At 65.1% G+C, this 19,452-nt stretch carries 18 protein-coding genes; 11 read left to right on the top strand and 7 right to left on the bottom strand.

Features of this window, described 5'->3' with window-relative positions:
- Positions 1-47: 47 nt before the first annotated feature.
- From AC56DV_RS26710 to AC56DV_RS26690, 5 genes are all read left to right on the top strand, one after another.
- Positions 48-767, top strand: coding sequence for a response regulator (locus AC56DV_RS26710; RefSeq protein WP_496317231.1), 720 nt, complete (start codon positions 48-50; stop codon positions 765-767).
- Complete coding sequence (locus tag AC56DV_RS26705) at positions 767-1,219, top strand: GTPase (RefSeq protein WP_496317230.1); 453 nt, start codon at positions 767-769, stop codon at positions 1,217-1,219. Before AC56DV_RS26710 ends, AC56DV_RS26705 begins: the two co-directional genes overlap by 1 nt.
- Positions 1,220-1,297: 78 nt before the next feature.
- Positions 1,298-1,555 (top strand): BTH_I0359 family protein, encoded by a 258-nt coding sequence (locus tag AC56DV_RS26700; RefSeq protein WP_056398284.1) that lies wholly within the window; start codon positions 1,298-1,300, stop codon positions 1,553-1,555.
- Positions 1,556-1,604: 49 nt separating this feature from the next.
- Positions 1,605-2,438 (top strand): class II glutamine amidotransferase, encoded by an 834-nt coding sequence (locus AC56DV_RS26695; protein WP_496317229.1) that lies wholly within the window; start codon positions 1,605-1,607, stop codon positions 2,436-2,438.
- Positions 2,439-2,497: 59 nt separating this feature from the next.
- Entirely contained in the window at positions 2,498-3,778 is a 1,281-nt protein-coding gene (locus tag AC56DV_RS26690) for an EAL and HDOD domain-containing protein (protein WP_496317228.1), read from the top strand.
- A 66-nt stretch (positions 3,779-3,844) separates the two neighbouring features.
- On the opposite strand, the gene AC56DV_RS26685 is transcribed toward AC56DV_RS26690, so the two are convergent.
- Together AC56DV_RS26685 and metH are read right to left on the bottom strand one after the other, a co-directional pair.
- Positions 3,845-4,231: an SPW repeat protein gene (locus AC56DV_RS26685; RefSeq protein WP_496317227.1), complete on the bottom strand. Its 387-nt coding sequence runs from the start codon at positions 4,229-4,231 to the stop codon at positions 3,845-3,847.
- A 65-nt stretch (positions 4,232-4,296) separates the two neighbouring features.
- On the bottom strand, positions 4,297-8,079 hold the full coding sequence (gene metH, locus AC56DV_RS26680; RefSeq protein WP_496317226.1) for a methionine synthase: 3,783 nt from the start codon (positions 8,077-8,079) through the stop codon (positions 4,297-4,299).
- A 127-nt stretch (positions 8,080-8,206) separates the two neighbouring features.
- On the opposite strand from metH, the gene AC56DV_RS26675 reads away from it, so the two are divergent.
- Positions 8,207-9,025, top strand: coding sequence for a glycosyltransferase (locus AC56DV_RS26675; protein ID WP_496317225.1), 819 nt, complete (start codon positions 8,207-8,209; stop codon positions 9,023-9,025).
- Positions 9,026-9,123: 98 nt separating this feature from the next.
- Positions 9,124-9,540 carry a tautomerase family protein gene (locus AC56DV_RS26670; protein WP_496317224.1) on the top strand — a complete coding sequence of 139 codons (417 nt, stop codon included), beginning with the start codon at positions 9,124-9,126 and terminating at the stop codon, positions 9,538-9,540.
- 7 nt (positions 9,541-9,547) lie between these two features.
- On the opposite strand, the gene AC56DV_RS26665 is transcribed toward AC56DV_RS26670, so the two are convergent.
- From AC56DV_RS26665 to def, 3 genes are all read right to left on the bottom strand, one after another.
- On the bottom strand, positions 9,548-10,480 hold the full coding sequence (locus tag AC56DV_RS26665) for a LysR family transcriptional regulator (RefSeq protein ID WP_496317223.1): 933 nt from the start codon (positions 10,478-10,480) through the stop codon (positions 9,548-9,550).
- A gap of 3 nt (positions 10,481-10,483) precedes the next feature.
- Entirely contained in the window at positions 10,484-11,443 is a 960-nt protein-coding gene (gene fmt, locus AC56DV_RS26660) for a methionyl-tRNA formyltransferase (protein ID WP_496317222.1), read from the bottom strand.
- A gap of 78 nt (positions 11,444-11,521) precedes the next feature.
- Positions 11,522-12,064 (bottom strand): peptide deformylase, encoded by a 543-nt coding sequence (def, locus tag AC56DV_RS26655; RefSeq protein ID WP_496317221.1) that lies wholly within the window; start codon positions 12,062-12,064, stop codon positions 11,522-11,524.
- Positions 12,065-12,226: 162 nt separating this feature from the next.
- Here def and AC56DV_RS26650 point away from each other — a divergent pair, with 162 nt between their 5' ends.
- From AC56DV_RS26650 to AC56DV_RS26635, 4 genes are all read left to right on the top strand, one after another.
- On the top strand, positions 12,227-13,333 hold the full coding sequence (locus tag AC56DV_RS26650; protein ID WP_496317220.1) for a LysM peptidoglycan-binding domain-containing protein: 1,107 nt from the start codon (positions 12,227-12,229) through the stop codon (positions 13,331-13,333).
- An 8-nt stretch (positions 13,334-13,341) separates the two neighbouring features.
- The gene (gene dprA, locus AC56DV_RS26645; RefSeq protein ID WP_496317219.1) at positions 13,342-14,541 is read left to right on the top strand and encodes a DNA-processing protein DprA; all 1,200 of its coding nucleotides are present in this window, start codon (positions 13,342-13,344) and stop codon (positions 14,539-14,541) included.
- A 52-nt stretch (positions 14,542-14,593) separates the two neighbouring features.
- Positions 14,594-15,058, top strand: coding sequence for a Smg family protein (locus AC56DV_RS26640; protein WP_496317218.1), 465 nt, complete (start codon positions 14,594-14,596; stop codon positions 15,056-15,058).
- Positions 15,059-15,265: 207 nt separating this feature from the next.
- Positions 15,266-17,962, top strand: a complete 2,697-nt coding sequence (locus AC56DV_RS26635) for a DNA topoisomerase III (protein ID WP_496317217.1) — start codon at positions 15,266-15,268, stop codon at positions 17,960-17,962.
- Positions 17,963-18,023: 61 nt separating this feature from the next.
- Here the strand turns inward: AC56DV_RS26635 and AC56DV_RS26630 are convergent, their stop codons facing one another.
- Together AC56DV_RS26630 and AC56DV_RS26625 are read right to left on the bottom strand one after the other, a co-directional pair.
- A complete protein-coding gene (locus AC56DV_RS26630; RefSeq protein WP_496317291.1) occupies positions 18,024-18,743 on the bottom strand; it encodes a hypothetical protein in 720 nt (239 codons plus the stop codon).
- Complete coding sequence (locus tag AC56DV_RS26625; protein WP_496317216.1) at positions 18,743-19,429, bottom strand: hypothetical protein; 687 nt, start codon at positions 19,427-19,429, stop codon at positions 18,743-18,745. Before AC56DV_RS26625 ends, AC56DV_RS26630 begins: the two co-directional genes overlap by 1 nt.
- Between the last annotated feature and the right edge of the window lie 23 nt (positions 19,430-19,452).

Raw genomic sequence — 19,452 nt, 5'->3', positions numbered from 1 at the left:
GGCTTACAATGTCAGCATGACCGGCGAATGAAAAAAGGCAGGGATAGATGGCAAACATTCTGGTAGTGGATGATGAAATGGGTATCCGCGAGTTGCTCTCGGAAATTTTGAGCGACGAGGGACACGCAATACAGCTTGCCGAAAACGCGCAGCAGGCGCGCGAGGCGCGTGCGCAAGGCGCGCCGGATCTGGTCCTGCTCGACATTTGGATGCCGGACACGGACGGCGTTACGCTGCTGAAGGAATGGCAGCGCGACGGCTTGCTGACCATGCCCGTCATTATGATGTCCGGTCACGCCACCATCGACACGGCGGTGGAGGCCACGCGCATCGGCGCGCTGAATTTCCTGGAGAAGCCGATTGCCATGCAGAAACTGCTGAAGGCAGTGCAGGCAGGCCTGACGCGCGCCCAGGAAACCGTGCGGTCGCCGGCCCTGGCGCCGCGCCCGGCCGTGGCGCCGCCGCCGGAAGACGGCGCGGTGGCCGCCGGCGCGCCGTTCAGCCCGGCCATGCCGCAAGCCCACGCCTCGGTGCGCGGCGGCGGCGCCACGGCGGGCGAAGGCCATATGTTCAACCTGTCGTTCGACCTGCCGCTGCGCGAAGCGCGCGACGCCTTCGAGCGCATGTACTTCGAACACCACCTGGGCCGCGAAGGCGGTAGCATGACGCGGGTGGCCGAGAAGACCGGCCTGGAACGCACCCACTTGTACCGCAAGCTCAAGCAGCTGGGCGTGGAGCCGGGCAAGCTGGCCAAGAAGAACCAATAATGGCCAGCGCCGCAGGTGCCGCTCCCGGCGCGCCCGGGACCGGCGCCGGCGGCGTTTCCATGACCGCCCCCATCCGTACCCGCACCACGCTGGTCACCGGCCCGCGCGCCGCCGTGCGCGAAGCGGCCATTGCCGCTGCGCTGGCCGTTGCTGATGCGCCTGCCGCGCGGCCGGCCGCCGTCATCCTCGAAGGCCTGGCGGACGCCAATTCCCCCCTCGAAAACGCACCCGAAACGGGCTTGCAAGTGCTGCGGATTGCCCCCGGTTGCCTGTGCTGCGCAGGAAATCTCGTTTTGCGAGTAACATTGAACCGTCTGCTGCGCCGTCCGCCAGCGCAGCTGTTCATCAGCCTGGCAAACGCGGAGCACGTGGACCAGTTGCGCAGCATGCTGCTCGCGGCTCCGTATGGCGACTTGCTGGACCTGGCTGCCGATTTGCAAGCCGAGGCTTGAAAAGCGGCGCCCGGTCCCCACTTCAATATGGACCGGCGGAACAATCCCAGCTTCCGCCCCAAGCGTGAAGGAAGCAAAATGAACCTTATCTACAACAGCGAGCAGTACAGCGTGGTTGAATTCGGTGCGGACCGCGACCTGGAAGCGTTGCGCTTTGGCGGCTATGAAATCGTGGATAAAGGCTGCAAGCGCGAGATCTTCATCGCGGGCGTGCTGGCGCAAAGCTTCCGGCGCGACGTCAACCAGCTGATCGCCAGCGAGCCGACGATGGAGGAAATCGACGAATTCCTCGGCAGCTACGAGTCCCTGATGAGCCAGCCCGTGCTGCTGCATTAAAGGCTGCAGGCATGGTAAGGTGGGAGTCTGTTGCAGATTCTCCCTTACTATGTGCCAATTACTAGCCATGAACTGCAATGTCCCGACCGACATTGTGTTCAGCTTCACCGGCTTCGCCATGCGCGGCGGCCGCACCGACACCCACCATGACGGCTGGGGCATTGCCTTTTTCGAGGGCGCCGGCGTGCGCCTTTTCGTCGACCACCAGGCCGCCGTCGAATCGCCGATCGCCGAGCTGATCAAGCGCTATCCGATCAAGTCGCGCAACGTCATCGCCCACATCCGCAAGGCCACGCAAGGCCGGGTGGCGCTGGAAAACTGCCACCCCTTCGTGCGCGAGCTGTGGGGGCGCTACTGGGTGTTCGCGCACAACGGCGACCTGAAGGAATTCCACCCGCTGCTGGACGGCGCCTTCCGCCCGGTGGGCAACACCGACAGCGAACGCGCCTTCTGCTACATCCTGCAAACCCTGCGCGCGCGCTTCGGCGACGCGCATCCCGAGCGGGACGCGCTGCGCGCCGTGCTGCAGGAACTGGTGCGGGAAATCGCCGCGCACGGCACCTTCAACATGATGCTCTCCAGCGGCAACGAGCTGTACGCGCACTGTTCCACCAATCTGTACTACCTGGTGCGCCAGTATCCCTTCGTGACGGCCGAGCTGTCCGACGAGGACATGAGCGTGGACTTTTCCGAGGTCACCACGCCGGACGACCGGGTCGCCATCATCGTCACCCAGCCGCTCACCACCAATGAACAATGGACCGCGTTTGCACCCGGAGAGCTGAAAGTATTTCTGGATGGCATACCTGATGCCCAGGGTTCACTAAAATTGTCCGAGACAAGCCGTGCAAATGATGCCAAAATATCAGGTAAAATCGCGTAAAACCGCGTAAAACAGCGGGTTAGTTGCCCTTCGGCACCACGAACAGAGATGAATCCCCCATGATCGACCTTTCGACCAACGATACAACTTCCAAGAGCTTGCGCGTGCGCGAGTTCTACCTTGGCCGTCAGCCGATGCTGGACCGCAACCAGGCACTGTTCGGGTATGAGCTGCTGTTCCGCAACGCGCCCGTGGGGCCGGCCAACATCACCAGCGACATCGGCGCCACCGCCGCCGTCATCGCCCACGCTTCGCAGCTGGGCATGGAAAAGGTGATCGGCGACGCGCTCGGCTTCGTCAACGTCGATGCCGACGTCATCATGAGCGACATCTTCGGCTTCCTGCCGCGTGAAAAAGTGGTGCTGGAAATCGTCGAGACGATGGAAGCGACGCCGCCGGTGCTGAGCCGCATGGCCGATCTGGTGAGCCACGGCTTCAGCTTCGCGCTGGACGACGTGACCGCCGAAACCGGCAACGTGCAGACGCTGCTGCCGATGATCGAATACGTGAAGATGAGCATGCGCAGCACGCCGCTGCCCACCCTGATGAAGCTGGCGCCGCGCTTCAAGCAGGACGGCAAGAAGCTGGTGGCCGAGAAGGTGGAAACGCGCGACGAATTCAAGAACTGCCTGGACCTGGGCTTCGACTATTTCCAGGGCTATTATTTCGCCAAGCCGGTCATCATGAGCGGCAAGAAGCTGTCGCCGTCGCAGCTGGCCGTGATGGAGCTGATGACGCTGGTCACCTCCGAGGCGGACAACCTGGAAGTCGAGCGCGCCATCAAGCGCGACGTGTCGCTGGCGCTGAACCTGCTGCGCCTGGTGAACACGCCGGCCGTGGGCGCCCGCCAGCGCATCGATTCGCTGAGCCAGGCCGTCACCATCCTGGGCCGCCGCCAGCTGCAGCGCTGGCTGCAGATCATGCTGTACGCCGAGCCGAGCAAGCGCGGCCACAGCATGACGCCGCTGCTGATGCTGGCCACCACCCGCGGCCGCCTGCTGGAGCTGCTGGCGCACAAGCTGCGCCCCAGCCAGCACCATGCGGCCGACATCGCTTTCACGGTCGGCATCATGTCGCTGATGGATACGCTGTTCGGCATTCCGATGTCCGAAATCCTGGCGCAGATCCCCGTCAGCGATGAAGTGCAGGACGCGCTGATGTTCCGCGGCGGCTTCTTCGGCGACCTGCTGAAGCTGGCCGAATGCATCGAGCAGATTGAGGACATGGAGCACAAGATCGTGCCCACGCTGCGCGACCTGGCCGTGTCCACCGATGAACTGGTGGAGCTGGAAATGGCCGCCTTCGAGTGGAGCGACAACGTCGTCCGCTACGCGCTGTAACAGGCTGGCGGGTGACGCGCCTGCGCGCTCACCCGTCCTGCAGCCAGCCCCCCATGTCCGCCGCAATTACGGGTGCGCCGCGCCCGGCCAGTGCGTGCGCAGTTCGGGATCGGTGCGCATCTCCCACAGCGCCAGCACGGCAACCGCAGCGCCGACGATCAGGTTGTTCCACATCGCCGTCTGCGGCACCACCAGCTGTTCGGCCCGCGCCAGCACCCAGGGCGATACCGCCACCCAGATGCCAACCAGCAGGTTCAGCACCACTGCCCAGAAATACGTCTTGTACAGGTCAAACGCCGCCAGCGCCGCCATGACCGCGCCGGTGACGAAGGCATTCCACGCCAGCTGCGACGGGATGCCGTAGTCGAGCACCCAGGGCGTAATGAACTGCCACAAGCCGAGCAGCAGGATCAGCTGATCCTGCCAGCGTTTGATAGCAACCTTGTTTTCCATATGGCCTCCGTTGAAGTGGACTACTCCAGCTTAGGCCATCGCTGCGCGCAAAGGTTCCCGGTTTTTTACAGGTTGGGCGCCAGGTAGCGTTCCAGCTCACCCTTGTCGATGCCGCGGCGGAGCGCCATGTCTTCGAACTGGTCGCTGCCGATCTTGCCGACCGTGAAGTACTTCGACTGCGGATGCGCGAAGTAGAAGCCGGACACGGCCGCGCCGGGGAACATCGCGAACGATTCGGTCAGCTCCATGCCGATCTCTTCGGCCTGCAGCACCTTGAACATGTCCGCCTTCACCGTGTGCTCCGGGCAGGCCGGGTAGCCCGGCGCGGGACGGATGCCGGCGTACTCTTCGGCGATCATCTGCTCGTTGCTCAGCGTTTCGGCGGCCGCGTAGCCCCACAGGTCTTTGCGCACGCGCTCGTGCATGTATTCGGCGAACGCTTCGGCCAGGCGGTCGGCCAGGGCCTTCAGCATGATGGACGAGTAGTCGTCGTGCGCGTCTTCGAAGCGCTGCTCGTACTTCTCGATGCCCAGGCCGGAGGTCACGGCGAACATGCCGATGTAGTCCTTCACACCGGATTCTTTCGGCGCGATGAAGTCGGCCAGGCACTGGTTGGGGCGCTGCACGCCGTCGATGATCGGCTTCACGCCCTGCTGGCGCAGGCCGTAGTAGGTGAAGGCCACAGTGCTGCGCTCGTCGTCGGTGTAGACCTCGATGTCGTCGTCGTTCACGCTGTTGGCGGGCAGCAGCGAGACCACGCCGTTGGCGGTGAGCCAGCGGCCGTCGATCAGTTTCTTCAGCAGCGCCTGGCCTTCCTCGAACACCTTGCTGGCCGCTTCGCCCACCACCTCGTCGGTGAGGATGGCGGGGAAGGGACCGGCCAGGTCCCAGGTCTGGAAGAACGGACCCCAGTCGATGTAGTTGGCCAGCAGCGCCAGGTCCACGTTCTTGAACACGCGGCGGCCGATGAACTTCGGCTTCACCGGCTTGAATTCCAGCTTGGCCTTGTTGGCGCGCGCGGCGGCCAGCGACACGGTCGGCAGCGCCTTCTTGTTGGCGTGCTGCTCGCGGATGCGCACGTAATCCTGCTCGATCTCGGCGATGTACTGCTCGCGGCTTTCCGGCGTCAGCAGCGACTGCGCCACCGACACCGAACGCGACGCGTCCGGCACGTACACCACCGGGCCATCGTAGTTGTGCGAAATCTTCACCGCCGTGTGGGCGCGGCTGGTGGTGGCGCCGCCGATCAGCAGCGGGATCTTCATCATGCGGAAGTGCTCGTCGCGCTGCATTTCCTTGGCCACGTGGGCCATCTCTTCCAGCGACGGCGTGATCAGGCCGGACAGGCCGATGATGTCGGCGTTTTCCAGCTTGGCGCGCGCCAGGATCTCGGAGCAGGGCACCATCACGCCCATGTTCACCACTTCGAAGTTATTGCACTGCAGGACCACGGAGACGATGTTCTTGCCGATGTCGTGCACGTCGCCCTTCACGGTGGCGATGACGATCTTGCCCTTCGGTTTGGCGACGATGCCGGTGCGCTTTTCCTCGGCCAGCTTTTCCTCTTCGATGTAGGGGATCAGGTGGGCCACGGCCTGCTTCATCACGCGCGCCGATTTCACCACCTGCGGCAGGAACATCTTGCCCTGGCCGAACAGGTCGCCGACGATGTTCATGCCGTCCATCAGCGGGCCTTCGATCACGTGGATCGGGCGGCCGCCGGAAGCCAGCACCTGCTGGCGCATCTCTTCCGTGTCGTCGGTGATGAACTGGGTGATGCCGTGCACCAGCGCGTGCGCCAGGCGCTTCTCGACGATGGCGTTGCGCCATTCCAGGTTCTGCTCCTGGGCCTTGCCGCCGGCCTTCAGGGTGCCGGCGATTTCGATCATGCGCTCGGTGGCGTCTTCGCGGCGGTTCAGCACCACGTCTTCCACGCGCTCGCGCAGCTCGGCCGGCAGGTCGTCGTACACGCCCACCATGCCGGCGTTGACGATGCCCATGGTCATGCCGGCCTTGATGGCGTGGTACAGGAACACGGTGTGGATCGCTTCGCGCGCCGGGTCGTTGCCGCGGAAGGAGAACGACACGTTGGACACGCCGCCGGAGATCTTCGCGTGCGGCAGGTTGTCCTTGATCCAGCGCGTGGCGTTGATGAAGTCCACCGCGTAGTTGTTGTGCTCCTCGATGCCGGTGGCGATGGCGAAGATGTTCGGGTCGAAGATGATGTCTTCCGGCGGGAAGCCCACCTGCTCGGTCAGCACCTTGTAGGCCCGTTCGCAGATCTCGATCTTGCGCTCGAAGGTGTCGGCCTGGCCTTTTTCGTCGAAGGCCATGACGATGACGGCGGCGCCGTAGCGGCGGCACAGCTTGGCCTGGCGGATGAATTCATCCAGGCCTTCCTTCATCGAGATGGAGTTGACGATGGATTTGCCCTGCACGCATTTCAGGCCCGCCTCGATCACGTCCCACTTGGAGGAGTCGATCATGATGGGCACGCGCGAGATGTCCGGTTCGGAGGCGATCAGGTTCAGGAAGCGCGTCATGGCCGCCAGCGAGTCCAGCATCGCCTCGTCCATGTTGATGTCGATGACCTGGGCCCCGTTCTCCACCTGCTGGCGCGCCACCGACAGCGCTTCGTCGTACTGCTCGTTCAGGATCATGCGCGCGAACGCTTTCGAGCCGGTGACGTTGGTGCGCTCGCCCACGTTGACGAACAGCGAGTCGTCGTCGATGGTGAACGGCTCCAGGCCGGACAGGCGCTGCGCCACTTTCACTTCCGGCAGCGCGCGCGGCGCGGTGTCCTTCAACAGCGCGGCGATGGCGGCGATGTGGTCCGGCGTGGTGCCGCAGCAGCCGCCGGCCACGTTGATGAAGCCGGCGTCGGCAAATTCGCGCAGCAGGGCCGAGGTGTCGGCCGGCAGTTCGTCGAAGCCGGTGTCGCTCATCGGGTTGGGCAGGCCGGCGTTCGGGTAGATGCAGACGAAAGTGTCGGCGATCTGCGACAGCTCTTCGGCGTAGGGGCGCATCAGGGCCGCGCCCAGCGCGCAGTTCAGGCCGATGGTCAGCGGACGCGCGTGGCGCACCGAGTTCCAGAAGGCCGGCACGGTCTGGCCGGACAGGATGCGGCCGGAGGCGTCGGTCACGGTGCCCGAGATCATCAGCGGCAGGCGTTCCTGCTCCGGGCGCTCCTCGAAGTACTGGTCGATGGCGAACAGCGCGGCCTTGCAGTTCAGCGTGTCGAAGATGGTTTCCACCAGCAGCACGTCGGAGCCGCCGTCCACCAGGCCGCGCACCTGCTCGTAGTAGGCGGCGACCAGCTGGTCGAAGGTCACGTTGCGGGCGGCGGGGTCGTTCACGTCCGGCGAGATGGAGGCGGTCTTGGGCGTCGGGCCCAGCGCGCCGCACACGAAGCGCGGCTTGTCCGGGGTGCTGTACTTGGCGGTGGCCGCCTTGGCCAGCTTGGCCGCTTCCACGTTCATCTCGTAGGCCAGGTGGGCCATGTGGTAGTCGTCCTGCGCGATGGAGGTGGCGCCGAAGGTATTGGTTTCGATCAGGTCCGCGCCGGCGGCCAGGTAGCGCTCGTGGATTTCTTGGATCACGTGCGGCTGCGTCAGCGTCAGCAGCTCGTTGTTCCCCTTGACGAACAGCTCGCGCGCGCCGCTGTTGGCCGGCGCAGCGAAGTCGGCGAAGCGGCCGGCGGGGCCGCCGCGGTAAGCCATTTCATCCAGCTTGTACTGCTGGATGATGGTGCCCATCGCGCCGTCCAGGAACATGATGCGCTTGGCGAGCAGGTCGCGCAATTGGGCTTCGGTCTTGGAATAGCGTGGCTGGCTGGCTTTGTTGTTCATTTCGTACTTTCGCGACGTGGCTGAAGGGATGCTGTGCATGCAATACCGGGTCTAAAATTATACGGCATTGCAGCAACGGCGGTATAAGCCGCAGCAATATGGCCGTTGTTCCGGTACCATTGCGTGCATGAAGATAACCGTTATCATCTCCGCGCACAAAAAGCGCCGCGAAATGGAATTCGTCCTGACCGGCTATGCCGCCCAGACCCGCATGCCGGACCAGATCATCGTCTCCCAGGACGGCGAGTTCCCGGAGATCGCCGAGGCGGTGGCCAATTGCCGCCACCTGGACCTGCCGTTGATCCACCTCACGCAGGAACACCGGGGCTTCGGCAAGTGCCGCGCCCTGAACCAGGCCATCCTGCGGGCCAGCGGCGACCTGCTGCTGTTCACCGACGGCGACTGCGTTCCGCGCGACGACTTCGTCGAGACCTATCTGCGCCTGAGCCGTCCGGGGGCGTTCCTGGCCGGCGGCAGCCATATCAGCGTGCCGGAGGCGTACCATTTGAATAACGACCTGCGCCCCGCGATCCTGGACCAGCGCCTGTTCGACTACGACTTCCTGCGCGCCATCCCGGGCTTCGACAAGAACCGCAACCGCCTGCTGCGCAACCCGCGCCTGCAGCGCTTCTACGATTTCCTGTCGCCGCGCAACGCCTTCAGCGGCGCCAACAGCTGCGCCTTCCGGCACGACGTGCTGGAAGTGGGCGGCTTCGACGAAAGCATGGCCTACGGCGGGGAAGACCTGAACATGGGCCTGCGGCTGAACAACATCGGCGTGCGCGGCGTGCGCGCGCGGCATTCCATCGTCAGCCTGCACCTGGACCATGGGCGCGGCTACTACGACGCCGCGCTGCACCAGGCCAACCAGGACTGGAACAAGGAAGTGCGCAGCCGGCGCCACGTGCTGCCGCGCGTGTCGCCTATCCGCCAGTTGAAGCGGTAGTGCGCCAGGCGCACAAATCTTGTGCGCCGCCACGGCTGGTGCGGGTGGTGAAGGGGGCCTACGATGGCTACACCTTAACCACTTGTAGGAGTAGCGCCATGCCCATCCTGAACCTCACCCTGTCCACCGCTCCAAGCGCCGAACAATCGCAGCGTGCCGCCGCCATCCTGCTGCGCCTGACCAATGACATCCTGCACAAGGCGCAGCCGCTGACGTCGATCGCCATTTCGCATGTGCCGGCGCAGCACTGGTACATCGGCGCCGCTTCGCTGGCGCACCAGGAGAAGAGCAGCTTCTTCCTCGACATTAAAATCACCGACGAGACCAACACCGCGATTGAAAAGGCGGCCTACATCAAGGCCGTGTTCGAGGAAATGGCGGGGCTGCTGGGGCCGCTGCACGAGGTCAGCTACGTCCACATCGACGACGCCCGCCCCGCCGCCTGGGGCTACGGCGGCCTCACCCAGCAATACCGCGCGGTGCAGAAGGCGATGGCTGCTGCAAGCCCGGCGTAGGCCGGCCTCAGGCCCAGCCGCGCTCGCGGTAGTGGGCGGTGGCGAAGTCGATGAAGGCGCGCACTTTCGGGGACAGGTGGCGGCCCTGCGGGTAGAGCGCGTACAGTTCGCGCGGGCGCTGCGGGTAGTCCGGCAGCAGCGCGGCCAGGGCGCCGCGCTGCACGTCTTCATGCACGATGAAGGCGGCCGCGCTGATGACGCCCAGGCCGGCCAGCGCGGCCGCGCGCAGGGCCACGCTGGTGTTGGCTTGCAGGCTGCCTTGCACGCTGACGGTCTCCTCGCCGCCGCCGGGGCTGCTGAAAGTCCATTCGCGCGGGTGCTGCGCCTGCGTGTAGACCAGGCAGTTGTGCCGCCCCAGCTCGGCGGGCGTGCGCGGCGTGCCGTGCTGCTTCAGATAGCCCGGGCTGGCGGCCAGCAGCAGCGGGCTGCCGGCCAGTTTTTTGGCGATCAGCGTGGAGTCGGGCAGGCTGCGCGTCAGGCGCAGGGCGACGTCGAAGCCGTCTTCAATCAGGTCGACGATGCGGTCGTTGCAGACCAGGTCCACTTTCAGTTCGGGATATTGCGCGATGAACGCGGGCAGCCAGGCGGCCAGCTCCAGCGTGCCGAAGGCCATCGGCGCGTTGATGCGCAGGCTGCCGGACGGGCGCGCCTGGTGCTGGCCGACGGCGCGGTCGGCGTCGTCCAGGGCGTCGAGGATCTGGCGGCTGGCTTCGTAGTACTGTTTGCCGGCATCGGTGAGGGCGAAACGGCGCGTGGTACGGTTCAGCAGCTGGGCGCCGAGGTGGGCTTCCAGCTGTTTGACCTGGCGCGAGACGGCGGTATGGCTCAGGTTGAGCGCCTCGGCGGCAGCCGTGAAGCTGCCCAGTTCGACTACGCGGCGCAGGGCGCGCAGCGCAGCCAGCTGGTCGATGCGCACCGCTTCCGGCAAGGTCGCGCTCACCGCTCAGGCGAAGCGCAGGCCATCCAGCGCGAAGCCTTTGATGAACTCGCTGGCCGGCAGGCGCTTGCCGCCCGGCTTTTGCAGTTCGGTCAGGCGCAGCGAACCGCCGCCGCCGCAGGCCACCACGATGCCGTGCTGCGCGTCGGCCGCCAGCACCTGGCCGGCCGGGGCCGAACTGTCGGCGTCCAGTACCTCCGCGCCCCACAGCTTGATGGTCACGCCGTTCACGTCGCCGTGCGCGCCGGGGAAGGGATTGAAGGCGCGGATCTTGCGGCCGATCGCGCGCGCGGACTGGGAAAAGTCCAGCGCCGCTTCCTCCTTGCTGATCTTGGCGGCGTAGGTGACGCCCGCTTCCGGCTGCGGCACCGCTTCCACGATGCCGTGCTCCATCTTCTGCATCACCTTGACGACCATGCGCGCGCCCATGGCGGCCAGCTTGTCGTGCAGTATGCCGGTGCTGTCCTGCGGGCCGATCGGCAGGCGCTCGATCAGCAGCATGGGGCCGGTGTCCAGGCCTTCTTCCATCTGCATGATGGTGACGCCGGTTTCCGCGTCGCCGGCTTCGATGGCGCGGTGGATCGGCGCGGCGCCGCGCCAGCGCGGCAGCAGCGAACCGTGGATGTTGATGCAGGGCTTGATGTCGAGCGTGCTGCGCGGCAGGATCAGGCCGTAGGCGGCCACCACCATGGCGTCGTAATCGGTCGCCAGCAGCAGCTCATGGGCTTGCTTGGCCTCGGCGGCGCGCTGCGGGTCTTTGCTGTCCATGCGCAGCGACAGGGGCTGCGCGACGGGAATGTTGTGCGCCACGGCGTACTGCTTGACGGCGGACGGGTGCAAATGCATGCCGCGTCCGGCAGGGCGGTCGGGCTGGGTCAGCACCAGGGGGATCTCGAAACCCGCCTCGTGCAGGCTTTGCAGCGCAACGGCTGCGAATTCGGGTGTGCCCGCGAAGATTATTTTCATCTTTTGTCCTCTGGAGGTGGCACTAAACTGGTTGGCACAAAACAAACATGGCCGGACTGCGCCGGCCATGTACTGGCATCAGATGCGGCGGCCTTGCTCGCGCAGCGCTTTCTCGCGCGCCAGCCCGCGCTCTTCCTTGATCATGCGGGTCTTGATGCGGTTGCGCTTCAGCGGCGACAGGTATTCCACGAACACCTTGCCCATCAGGTGGTCCATTTCGTGCTGGATGCACACGGCCAGCAGGCCGTCGGCTTCCAGTTCGAACTGTTCGCCCTTGACGTCGAAGGCGCGCACTTTTACCTGGGAGGGACGCTCCACGCCGTCGTACACGCCGGGCACCGACAGGCAACCCTCGTCGTATACCTGGCGCTCTTCGCTGGCCCAGATGATTTCCGGGTTGATGAAGGCGATCAGGTTGCTTTTGTCTTCGGTAATGTCGATGACGACAACGCGCTCATGGACGTCCACCTGGGTGGCGGCCAGGCCGACGCCGGGCGCTTCGTACATGGTTTCAGCCATGTCGCCGACCAGTTTGGCCAGGCGCGCGTCGAAGGCCGTAACGGGCTGCGCAATCTTGTGCAGGCGCGGGTCGGGATAGCGGAGAATATTCAGTATGGACATGCGGATTGGTCGTGTGACTTAAAAATGCAACAGGCGCACCCTGCTGCGCAGCGTGGTTTCTCTTGCTAGTTCAGGGTATTATGGGCAGAATTTGATTCAGCAGGGCAACCCTCAGGTCGCGATCCAGCCTTTCGTCCATGCCCGCCTTTAACGGACATCTCAATGAAAAATTTTAGCACAGTCGGCGCACGCCTGTTGATCGCGACGCTCATTTCCGGTGCAGCGGCAGCCTCGGCGCAGGCCTTGACCTGCGAATTCCGGCCCAACGCGCCGGACCAGCACGTGGTGGTCAAGGGCGACACCCTGTGGGATATTTCCGGCAAGTTCCTCGACCGTCCCTGGTGCTGGCCACAGGTGTGGGGCATGAACCGCGAGGAAATCCGCAATCCGCACTGGATCTATCCGGGCCAGATCGTCTACCTGGACCGCGCCGCTGGCCGCCTGCGCCTGGGCAACCGGGTGGGGGCCGGCAGCGGCAGCGGGTCGGGCGACCCGTCCGCGCTGCGCCTGTCGCCGCAGTTGCGCATGGAAGGGTTGGGCAAGGATGCCGTGCAGTCGATCCCGACCGGCGACATCGAACCCTTCCTGACCCAGCCGCTGATCATCGAAGAGGACGAGCTGAAGAACGCGCCCCGCATCATCGCGGCGCAGGAAGGCCACGTGTTCCTCGGCAAGGATGAAAAAGCCTATGTGCGCGGCGACCTGAAGGGAGGCACCTCGTTCCAGGTGTTCCGTCCCGGCAAACCGCTGAAGGACCCGGTCACCAAGGCCGTGATCGGCCAGGAAGCTTTCTATTTAGGCACGCTCAAGCTGGTGACGGCCGCCAAGCCGGGTTCCGAAGTGCACACCTTCACCGTGGCCACCGCCAAGGAAGAGATGGGCAAGGGCGATCTGCTGATGCAGGCGCCGCCCACGCCGATGCAGAATTACGTGCCGCACCCGCCGGAGCGCCAGGTGGACGCGGCCGTGGTGGCCATTTACGGCGGCGTGAGCCACGCGGGCCAGAACCAGGTTGTCAGCATTAATCGCGGAAAGCTTGACGGACTCGATATCGGCTCCGTGCTGCAGCTGTACCATAAGGGGCAGACGGTGATCGATCCGGGCGCCAGCAAAGGCTGGCACAACCTGGGCAAACCGCAGGTCAAGCTGCCGGACGAGGAAGTGGGCAGCTTGTTTATCTTCCGCGTGTTCAAGCATATTTCTTACGGCCTGATCATGCAGGTGACGGCGCCAGTGGAAGTGGGCGACGTCGCCAAATCGCCGGAGTAACCCCCGCCGTGCAAGCCACGGATACCCCCGCCCCCGCCGCCGCGCAACCCTTGAGTTGCGCGGTGCTCGCCAGTTGGCTGCGTCTGCAGCTGACGCCCGGCGTCGGCGTCGCCGCCGGCGCCGAGCTGATATCTGAACTGCAACATCCCGGCCGCGTTTTCGAGGCCGACCCCGCCGCGCTGGGCAGCCTGCTGTGCGAGGTGCTGGCAGACAAGCTGGTGCCTGCCGCCGTGCAGGCGCTGCGCTGCCCGCCGCCGGCGCTGCTGGCCGAGTGCGCCCGCCTGGCCGAGGCCGCGCTGCGCTGGCAGGAGCAGCCCGGCCATGCGCTGATGGCGCTGGACGACCCGGCTTTCCCGCCCCAGCTGAGCAATATCCCGGCCGCGCCGCTGCTACTGTATACAAGAGGGCGGCGCGAGCTGCTGTACCAGCCTGCAGTGGCCATCGTCGGCAGCCGCAACGCCAGCGCGCAGGGCGTGGCCAACGCCGACCGCTTCGCCGAAGCCCTGGCGGCGGCCGGGCTCACCGTGGTGTCCGGGCTGGCGCTGGGCATCGACGCGGCCGCGCACAGCGGCGCGCTGGCCGCCGGGGCGGCGGCAGGCGGCACGGTGGCCGTGGTCGGCACCGGCATCGACCGCGTGTATCCTGCCCGCAACCGCGAGCTGGCGCTGCGCATCGCCGCAGAGGGCTGCATCGTCAGCGAGTATCCGCTGGGCACGCCGCCGCTGCCGGACAACTTTCCGCGCCGCAACCGCATCATCAGCGGCCTGGCGCGCGGCGTGCTGGTGATCGAGGCGGCCGCGCAGTCCGGATCGCTGATCACGGCGCGCTCTGCCCTCAACCAGGGACGCGACGTGTTCGCCGTGCCCGGTTCCATCCACTCCGCGCTGAGCAAGGGCTGCAACGCGCTGATACGGGAGGGCAACGCCAAACTGGCCGAGTCCGCCGCCGACGTGCTGGTCGAACTGTTGCCGGCGGCGCCGTCCGGCGCCGGCGCCGAGCGGCTGCAGGCCACCGCCCAGCTGCGCGCCGAGCTCGACGCGGTGCTGACCGCGCTCGGCCACGACCCGGCCCATGCCGACGCCCTGGCCCTGCGCGCCGGCCTGTCCGCCGCCGACGCGCACAGCCACCTGCTGGCGCTGGAGCTGGCCGGCTTGGTCGAGAGATTGCCGGGAGGAATTTTTCAGCGCCTGACCCGCCGCAGCCAGTGACGATGCGGTGCAGGGCTTGTGTTTCGCCGTTCTTAACTGTTAGAGTAGCGCCATGTTCGACATCCTTGTTTATCTCTACGAGACTTATTACCGCCCCGATGCGTGCCCGGAACCGGCCGCGTTGGCGAGGAAACTGTCGGCCGTCGGTTTCGACGATGAAGAGATCTCCGAGGCGCTGGTCTGGCTGACCGACCTGAATGAAATGGCCGGTGTCGAGCAATCGCTGACGGCCGCGTCCACCGGCACCCGCTACTATGTGGAAGAGGAGCAGGACGCGCTGGGCACCGCCGCCATCGGCTTCATCCAGTTCCTCGAAAGCGCCCAGGTGCTGTCGCCGCTGCAGCGGGAAATCGTGATTGAACGCGCGCTGGCGCTGGATGAAATTCCCGTGTCGCTGGGCAAGCTCAAGGTCATCGTCCTGATGCTGCTGTGGAGCCAGGGCAAGGAACCGGACGCGCTGATGTTCGACGACCTGTTCGGTTCCGATGAAGATCAGATGCCGCGCCTGCTGCACTGAACCCGCTTCCCGTTGTTCCCCGCTTGCAAGCTGCAAGAATGCAAGAATACCCTGTGCAAGATTACCCTATGCAACGGCAGCGCCATGCCGCCATACTGCGGCAACCCTGCCGGGATTGCAAAAGTTCAGCATGCGGTATAAGAATGTTCTGTATGATGCGCATGCTGCGCCAAATCCAGAGTAAAAAAACAAGAGAATACGAAAACTATGAGCAAAACCCTCATCATCGCCGAGAAGCCATCTGTCGCGAACGACATCGCGAAGTCGCTGGGCGGCTTTACCAAGCACGATGAGTACTTTGAGTCGGACGAATATGTGCTGTCCTCGGCCGTGGGCCACCTGCTGGAAATCGCGGTGCCGGAAGAGCACGACGTCAAGCGCGGCAAATGGAGCTTCGCGCACCTGCCGATGATCCCGCCGTACTTCGCGCTGAACCCGATCGCCAAGACCGAGTCGCGCCTGAAAGTGCTCAACAAGTTGATCAAACGCAAGGACGTCACCGGCCTGATCAACGCATGCGACGCGGGCCGCGAAGGAGAACTGATCTTCCGCCTGATCGCGCAGAACGCGAAAGCCAAGCAGCCGGTGCAGCGCCTGTGGCTGCAGTCGATGACGCCCAACGCGATCCGCGAAGGCTTCAACAACCTGCGCTCGGACGACGAAATGCTGCCGCTGGCCGACGCCGCGCGCTGCCGCTCGGAAGCGGACTGGCTGATCGGCATCAACGGCACCCGCGCCATGACCGCGTTCAACTCGAAAGAGGGCGGCTTCTACCTGACCACCGTGGGCCGGGTGCAGACGCCGACCCTGTCGATCGTGGTCGAGCGCGAAGAGAAAATCAAGAAGTTCGTCTCGCGCGACTACTGGGAAGTGCGCGCCGAGTTCATCTGCGCGGCCGGCGTGTACGAAGGCCGCTGGATGGATTCCAGCTTCAAGAAGGACGAGAACGATCCGGAAAAGCGCGCCGAGCGCCTGTGGTCCAAGGCCGCCGCCGACAGCATCGCGCTGGCCTGCAAGGGCCGCCAGGGCAATGTCACCGAGGAGTCGAAGCCGACCACCTCGATGGCGCCCGGCCTGTTCGACCTGACCAGCTTGCAGCGCGAGGCCAACGGCCGCTTCGGCTTCTCGGCCAAGAACACGCTCGGCCTGGCCCAGGCGCTGTACGAGAAGCACAAGGTGCTGACCTACCCGCGTACCGATTCGCGCCACCTGCCGGAAGACTACCTGGACACCGTCAAGGAAGTGCTGGGCGTGCTGGGCGAGAACCACAACTACCACAGCTTCGCCAAGCAGATCCTGACCAAGGGCTGGGTCAAGCCGAACAAGCGCATCTTCGACAACAGCAAGATCTCGGACCACTTTGCCATCATTCCGACCGGCATCGCACCGAAGAACCTGTCCGAGCCTGAACAGAAACTGTACGACCTGGTCACGCGCCGCTTCATGGCCGTGTTCTTCCCGGCCGCCGAGTTCCAGGTCACCACCCGCTACACCGAAGTGTCCGGCCACCAGTTCAAGACGGAAGGCAAGGTCATGACCAACGCCGGCTGGATGGCCATCTACGGCAAGGACGTGGCCGCCGACGACGACAAGGAAGGCAGCGGCATGCTGGTGCCGGTCGCCAAGGGCGAGAAGGTGCACACCGAGAAAGTCACGGCCAACGGCCTGGTCACCAAGCCGCCTGCGCGCTACACCGAGGCGACGCTGCTGTCGGCCATGGAAGGCGCGGGCAAGCTGATCGACTCCGACGAGCTGCGCGACGCCATGTCCGGCAAGGGCCTGGGCACGCCGGCCACGCGCGCGGCCATCATCGAGGGCCTGCTGGGCGAGAAATACCTGCTGCGCGAAGGCCGCGAACTGATGCCGACCGCGAAAGCGTCGCAGCTGATGACCTTGCTGCGCGGCCTGGGCGTGAACGAGCTGACCGCCCCCGAGCTGACCGGCGAATGGGAATACAAGCTGTCGCAGATGGAAAAGGGCCGCATTTCGCGCGAAGAATTCATGCGCGAAATCGCCCAGATGACGCAAATCATCGTCAAGCGCGCCAAGGAATACGACAACGAGACGATACCGGGCGACTACGCCACTTTGACGACGCCGTGCCCGAACTGCGGCGGCGTGGTGAAAGAGAACTACCGCCGTTTCGCCTGCACCAAGTGCGAATTCTCGATGAGCAAGACGCCGGGCAGCCGCCAGTTCGAAATCGCCGAGGTGGAGCAGCTGCTGAAGGACCGCACCATTGGTCCGCTGCAAGGCTTCCGTTCCAAGATGGGCCGTCCGTTCGCCGCCATCCTGCGCATCGTGCGTGACGAGGACATCAGCAACTTCAAGCTGGAGTTCGACTTCGGCCAGAACGACGAAGAAGGCGAGGACGGCGAAGGCGTGGACTTCACCGGCCAGACGCCGGTGGGCCCGTGCCCGAAATGCGCCGCCAGCGTGTACGAGATGGGCCTGGCCTATGTCTGCGAGCGCAGCGTAGCCAAGCCGAAGACCTGCGACTTCCGCAGCGGCCGCATCATCCTGCAGCAGGAAATCCTGCCGGAGCAGATGAGCAAGCTGCTGAACGACGGCAAGACCGACTTGCTGCCGGGCTTCGTGTCGCAGCGCACGCGCCGTCCGTTCAAGGCCTTCCTGGTGAAGGGCAAGGACGGCAAGATCAGCTTCGAGTTCGAAGAGCGCAAAGCCAAGCCGGGCGCCAAGCCGAAAGCGGGCAAGGCCGATGCGGCCGAAGGCGCGGAAGGCGACGGCGGCGCAGCAGCAGCGCCGGCCAAGCAGTCCGCCGCGAAAGCAGTCGCCAAACCGGCAGCCAAGCCGGCTGCCAAGAAGGCAGCCGCGAAACCGGCAGCCAAGAAAGCCGCCGCCAAAAAGCCGGCCGCCAAGAAAGCCGCCGCCACAGCGGAATAAAAAACGGGACCTTCGGGTCCCGTTTTTTTATTCCCGCGTCCGCGCGCGGACCGATGCAAAGCTACGCCAGCGCCGTAACGCGCCAATGGCCAGGTGCGAAGGGCAGGGTGGTGATGTCCGCCAGTGCGAACTGCTGCGTTGCCAGGGCGTCCGCGTCGGGGATTTCCAGGCCTTCCTGCCAGGCGTGGTTGGACCCGGCGATGCGCCAGCCGCCGCCCTTGTGCAGCACGGTGAACTCGCCCCAGGACCCCGCATCCGGTGCGGCGGGGGAATAAGCGTCGCCGGGGCTGCCGCAGGCCCAGGCCATCCAGCGCTCGCCGATGATCAGGTAGGCAATCGATGCGCCGCCCGCCGAGCCCGTGGCTTCCAGCCGCACGCCGCGCATCGGGGCCGAGGCCATGCGCACCCAGTCTTCCTCGTAGCTGTTGTCGATGCCGGTTTCGTGGACCGCGTCCTCGCCGTCGAAGCGCATCCAGCCCGCGTCCAGATCGGCGCTCAGGGCAGGGAAGGCGATCTCGGGCCGCCACTCGCAGCGCTCGCCCGCCACCACGGTCTTGCCGGCAAAGCCGGTCTGCGCGCTGAAGCGGGCCAGCTGAGCGGGCGCGAGCTTGGCCAGCTGGGCGCGGCTGGCCATGGAAGGACGGTCGATGGGGATGCGTAAATCGATGTGGAAACTTGCAGACTGGAACCACCAGACTTGCGTGCTCAGGTCGCTGGTGCCATTGCTGCGCCAGATACCGGTGCGTCGCCACAAGCCTTGATAGATCGCAGGAACTGTCATCACCGCAAGTCTTCGGTATAGAAGTAGACCGTGCCGCGGAGTGCGGACGGAGCAGCCTGCAGCGCGGCGGCCAGCGCCTTGGCGTCCGGTTCGGCCATGCCGTTCTTGGCGATGGTGACCGGGGCGTAAGGCGCCTGCGATGCTGCATGGTACGAAACAATATGATCGAAATCAGGGCGGCTGTCGATCTCCTTGATCAGGTATCGCTGTTTTCCGTTGCCGATTTGCACATAAGTTGCTGTAGGGATCGTTTTTAAGGCTGGCGAGAGCTGCCGGTACAGCAAAACTTTCTCGACCACCAATGTTGCCGCGCTGTATTGCGTCTTGCCGCCCTGCTCGAAATGGCCCAGCACCAGATCGGCCTTGAACTGGCGCAGCGGCTCGGCGGCGTCGGGCGCCAGGCGGTTCAGCTCGAACTTTTCCGGGTCCACGGTCCACAGTGCCGTGTTGCCGTCCAGCCGGCCTTTCAGCGCCGCATCCAGCTTGGCGTCCGCCACGCGCACTTGCAGCACCACCTGGTAATCGTGCGGCGCATGGAACATGGGCAGGTGCGAGGCGTACAAGCCGTCCTTGCCGCCGAACAGCGCCATGCCGTGGGTGCCGAAGGTCGGACCGGCAGTGGCTGAGAGTCCTGTCAGCGCCGCCGTCGCGCCGAGGAGCCATTGTAATCTGATGAGTGTTTTCATGCCTGCAATAATAGTCCCAGCTC

The sequence above is a fragment of the Massilia sp. BGA-UO-ETr-WB1 genome, from assembly GCF_059567845.1.
Note: the sequence above shows the minus strand (reverse complement) of the source record. Positions and strands in the feature narration are given on the sequence as shown.

Excerpts from the sequence above, each read along its gene's own strand:
- AC56DV_RS26670 (WP_496317224.1), top strand. The coding sequence starts at position 9,124 with ATGCCCATCCTGAACCTCACCCTGTCCACCGCTCCAAGCGCCGAACAA.
- AC56DV_RS26705 (WP_496317230.1), top strand. The coding sequence starts at position 767 with ATGGCCAGCGCCGCAGGTGCCGCTCCCGGCGCGCCCGGGACCGGCGCC.
- fmt (WP_496317222.1), bottom strand. The coding sequence starts at position 11,443 with ATGAAAATAATCTTCGCGGGCACACCCGAATTCGCAGCCGTTGCGCTG.
- AC56DV_RS26640 (WP_496317218.1), top strand. The coding sequence starts at position 14,594 with ATGTTCGACATCCTTGTTTATCTCTACGAGACTTATTACCGCCCCGAT.
- AC56DV_RS26690 (WP_496317228.1), top strand. The coding sequence starts at position 2,498 with ATGATCGACCTTTCGACCAACGATACAACTTCCAAGAGCTTGCGCGTG.
- AC56DV_RS26675 (WP_496317225.1), top strand. The coding sequence starts at position 8,207 with ATGAAGATAACCGTTATCATCTCCGCGCACAAAAAGCGCCGCGAAATG.
- AC56DV_RS26710 (WP_496317231.1), top strand. The coding sequence starts at position 48 with ATGGCAAACATTCTGGTAGTGGATGATGAAATGGGTATCCGCGAGTTG.
- AC56DV_RS26635 (WP_496317217.1), top strand. The coding sequence starts at position 15,266 with ATGAGCAAAACCCTCATCATCGCCGAGAAGCCATCTGTCGCGAACGAC.
- AC56DV_RS26625 (WP_496317216.1), bottom strand. The coding sequence starts at position 19,429 with ATGAAAACACTCATCAGATTACAATGGCTCCTCGGCGCGACGGCGGCG.
- AC56DV_RS26695 (WP_496317229.1), top strand. The coding sequence starts at position 1,605 with ATGTGCCAATTACTAGCCATGAACTGCAATGTCCCGACCGACATTGTG.
- AC56DV_RS26685 (WP_496317227.1), bottom strand. The coding sequence starts at position 4,231 with ATGGAAAACAAGGTTGCTATCAAACGCTGGCAGGATCAGCTGATCCTG.
- AC56DV_RS26650 (WP_496317220.1), top strand. The coding sequence starts at position 12,227 with ATGAAAAATTTTAGCACAGTCGGCGCACGCCTGTTGATCGCGACGCTC.
- AC56DV_RS26630 (WP_496317291.1), bottom strand. The coding sequence starts at position 18,743 with ATGACAGTTCCTGCGATCTATCAAGGCTTGTGGCGACGCACCGGTATC.
- metH (WP_496317226.1), bottom strand. The coding sequence starts at position 8,079 with ATGAACAACAAAGCCAGCCAGCCACGCTATTCCAAGACCGAAGCCCAA.
- def (WP_496317221.1), bottom strand. The coding sequence starts at position 12,064 with ATGTCCATACTGAATATTCTCCGCTATCCCGACCCGCGCCTGCACAAG.
- AC56DV_RS26700 (WP_056398284.1), top strand. The coding sequence starts at position 1,298 with ATGAACCTTATCTACAACAGCGAGCAGTACAGCGTGGTTGAATTCGGT.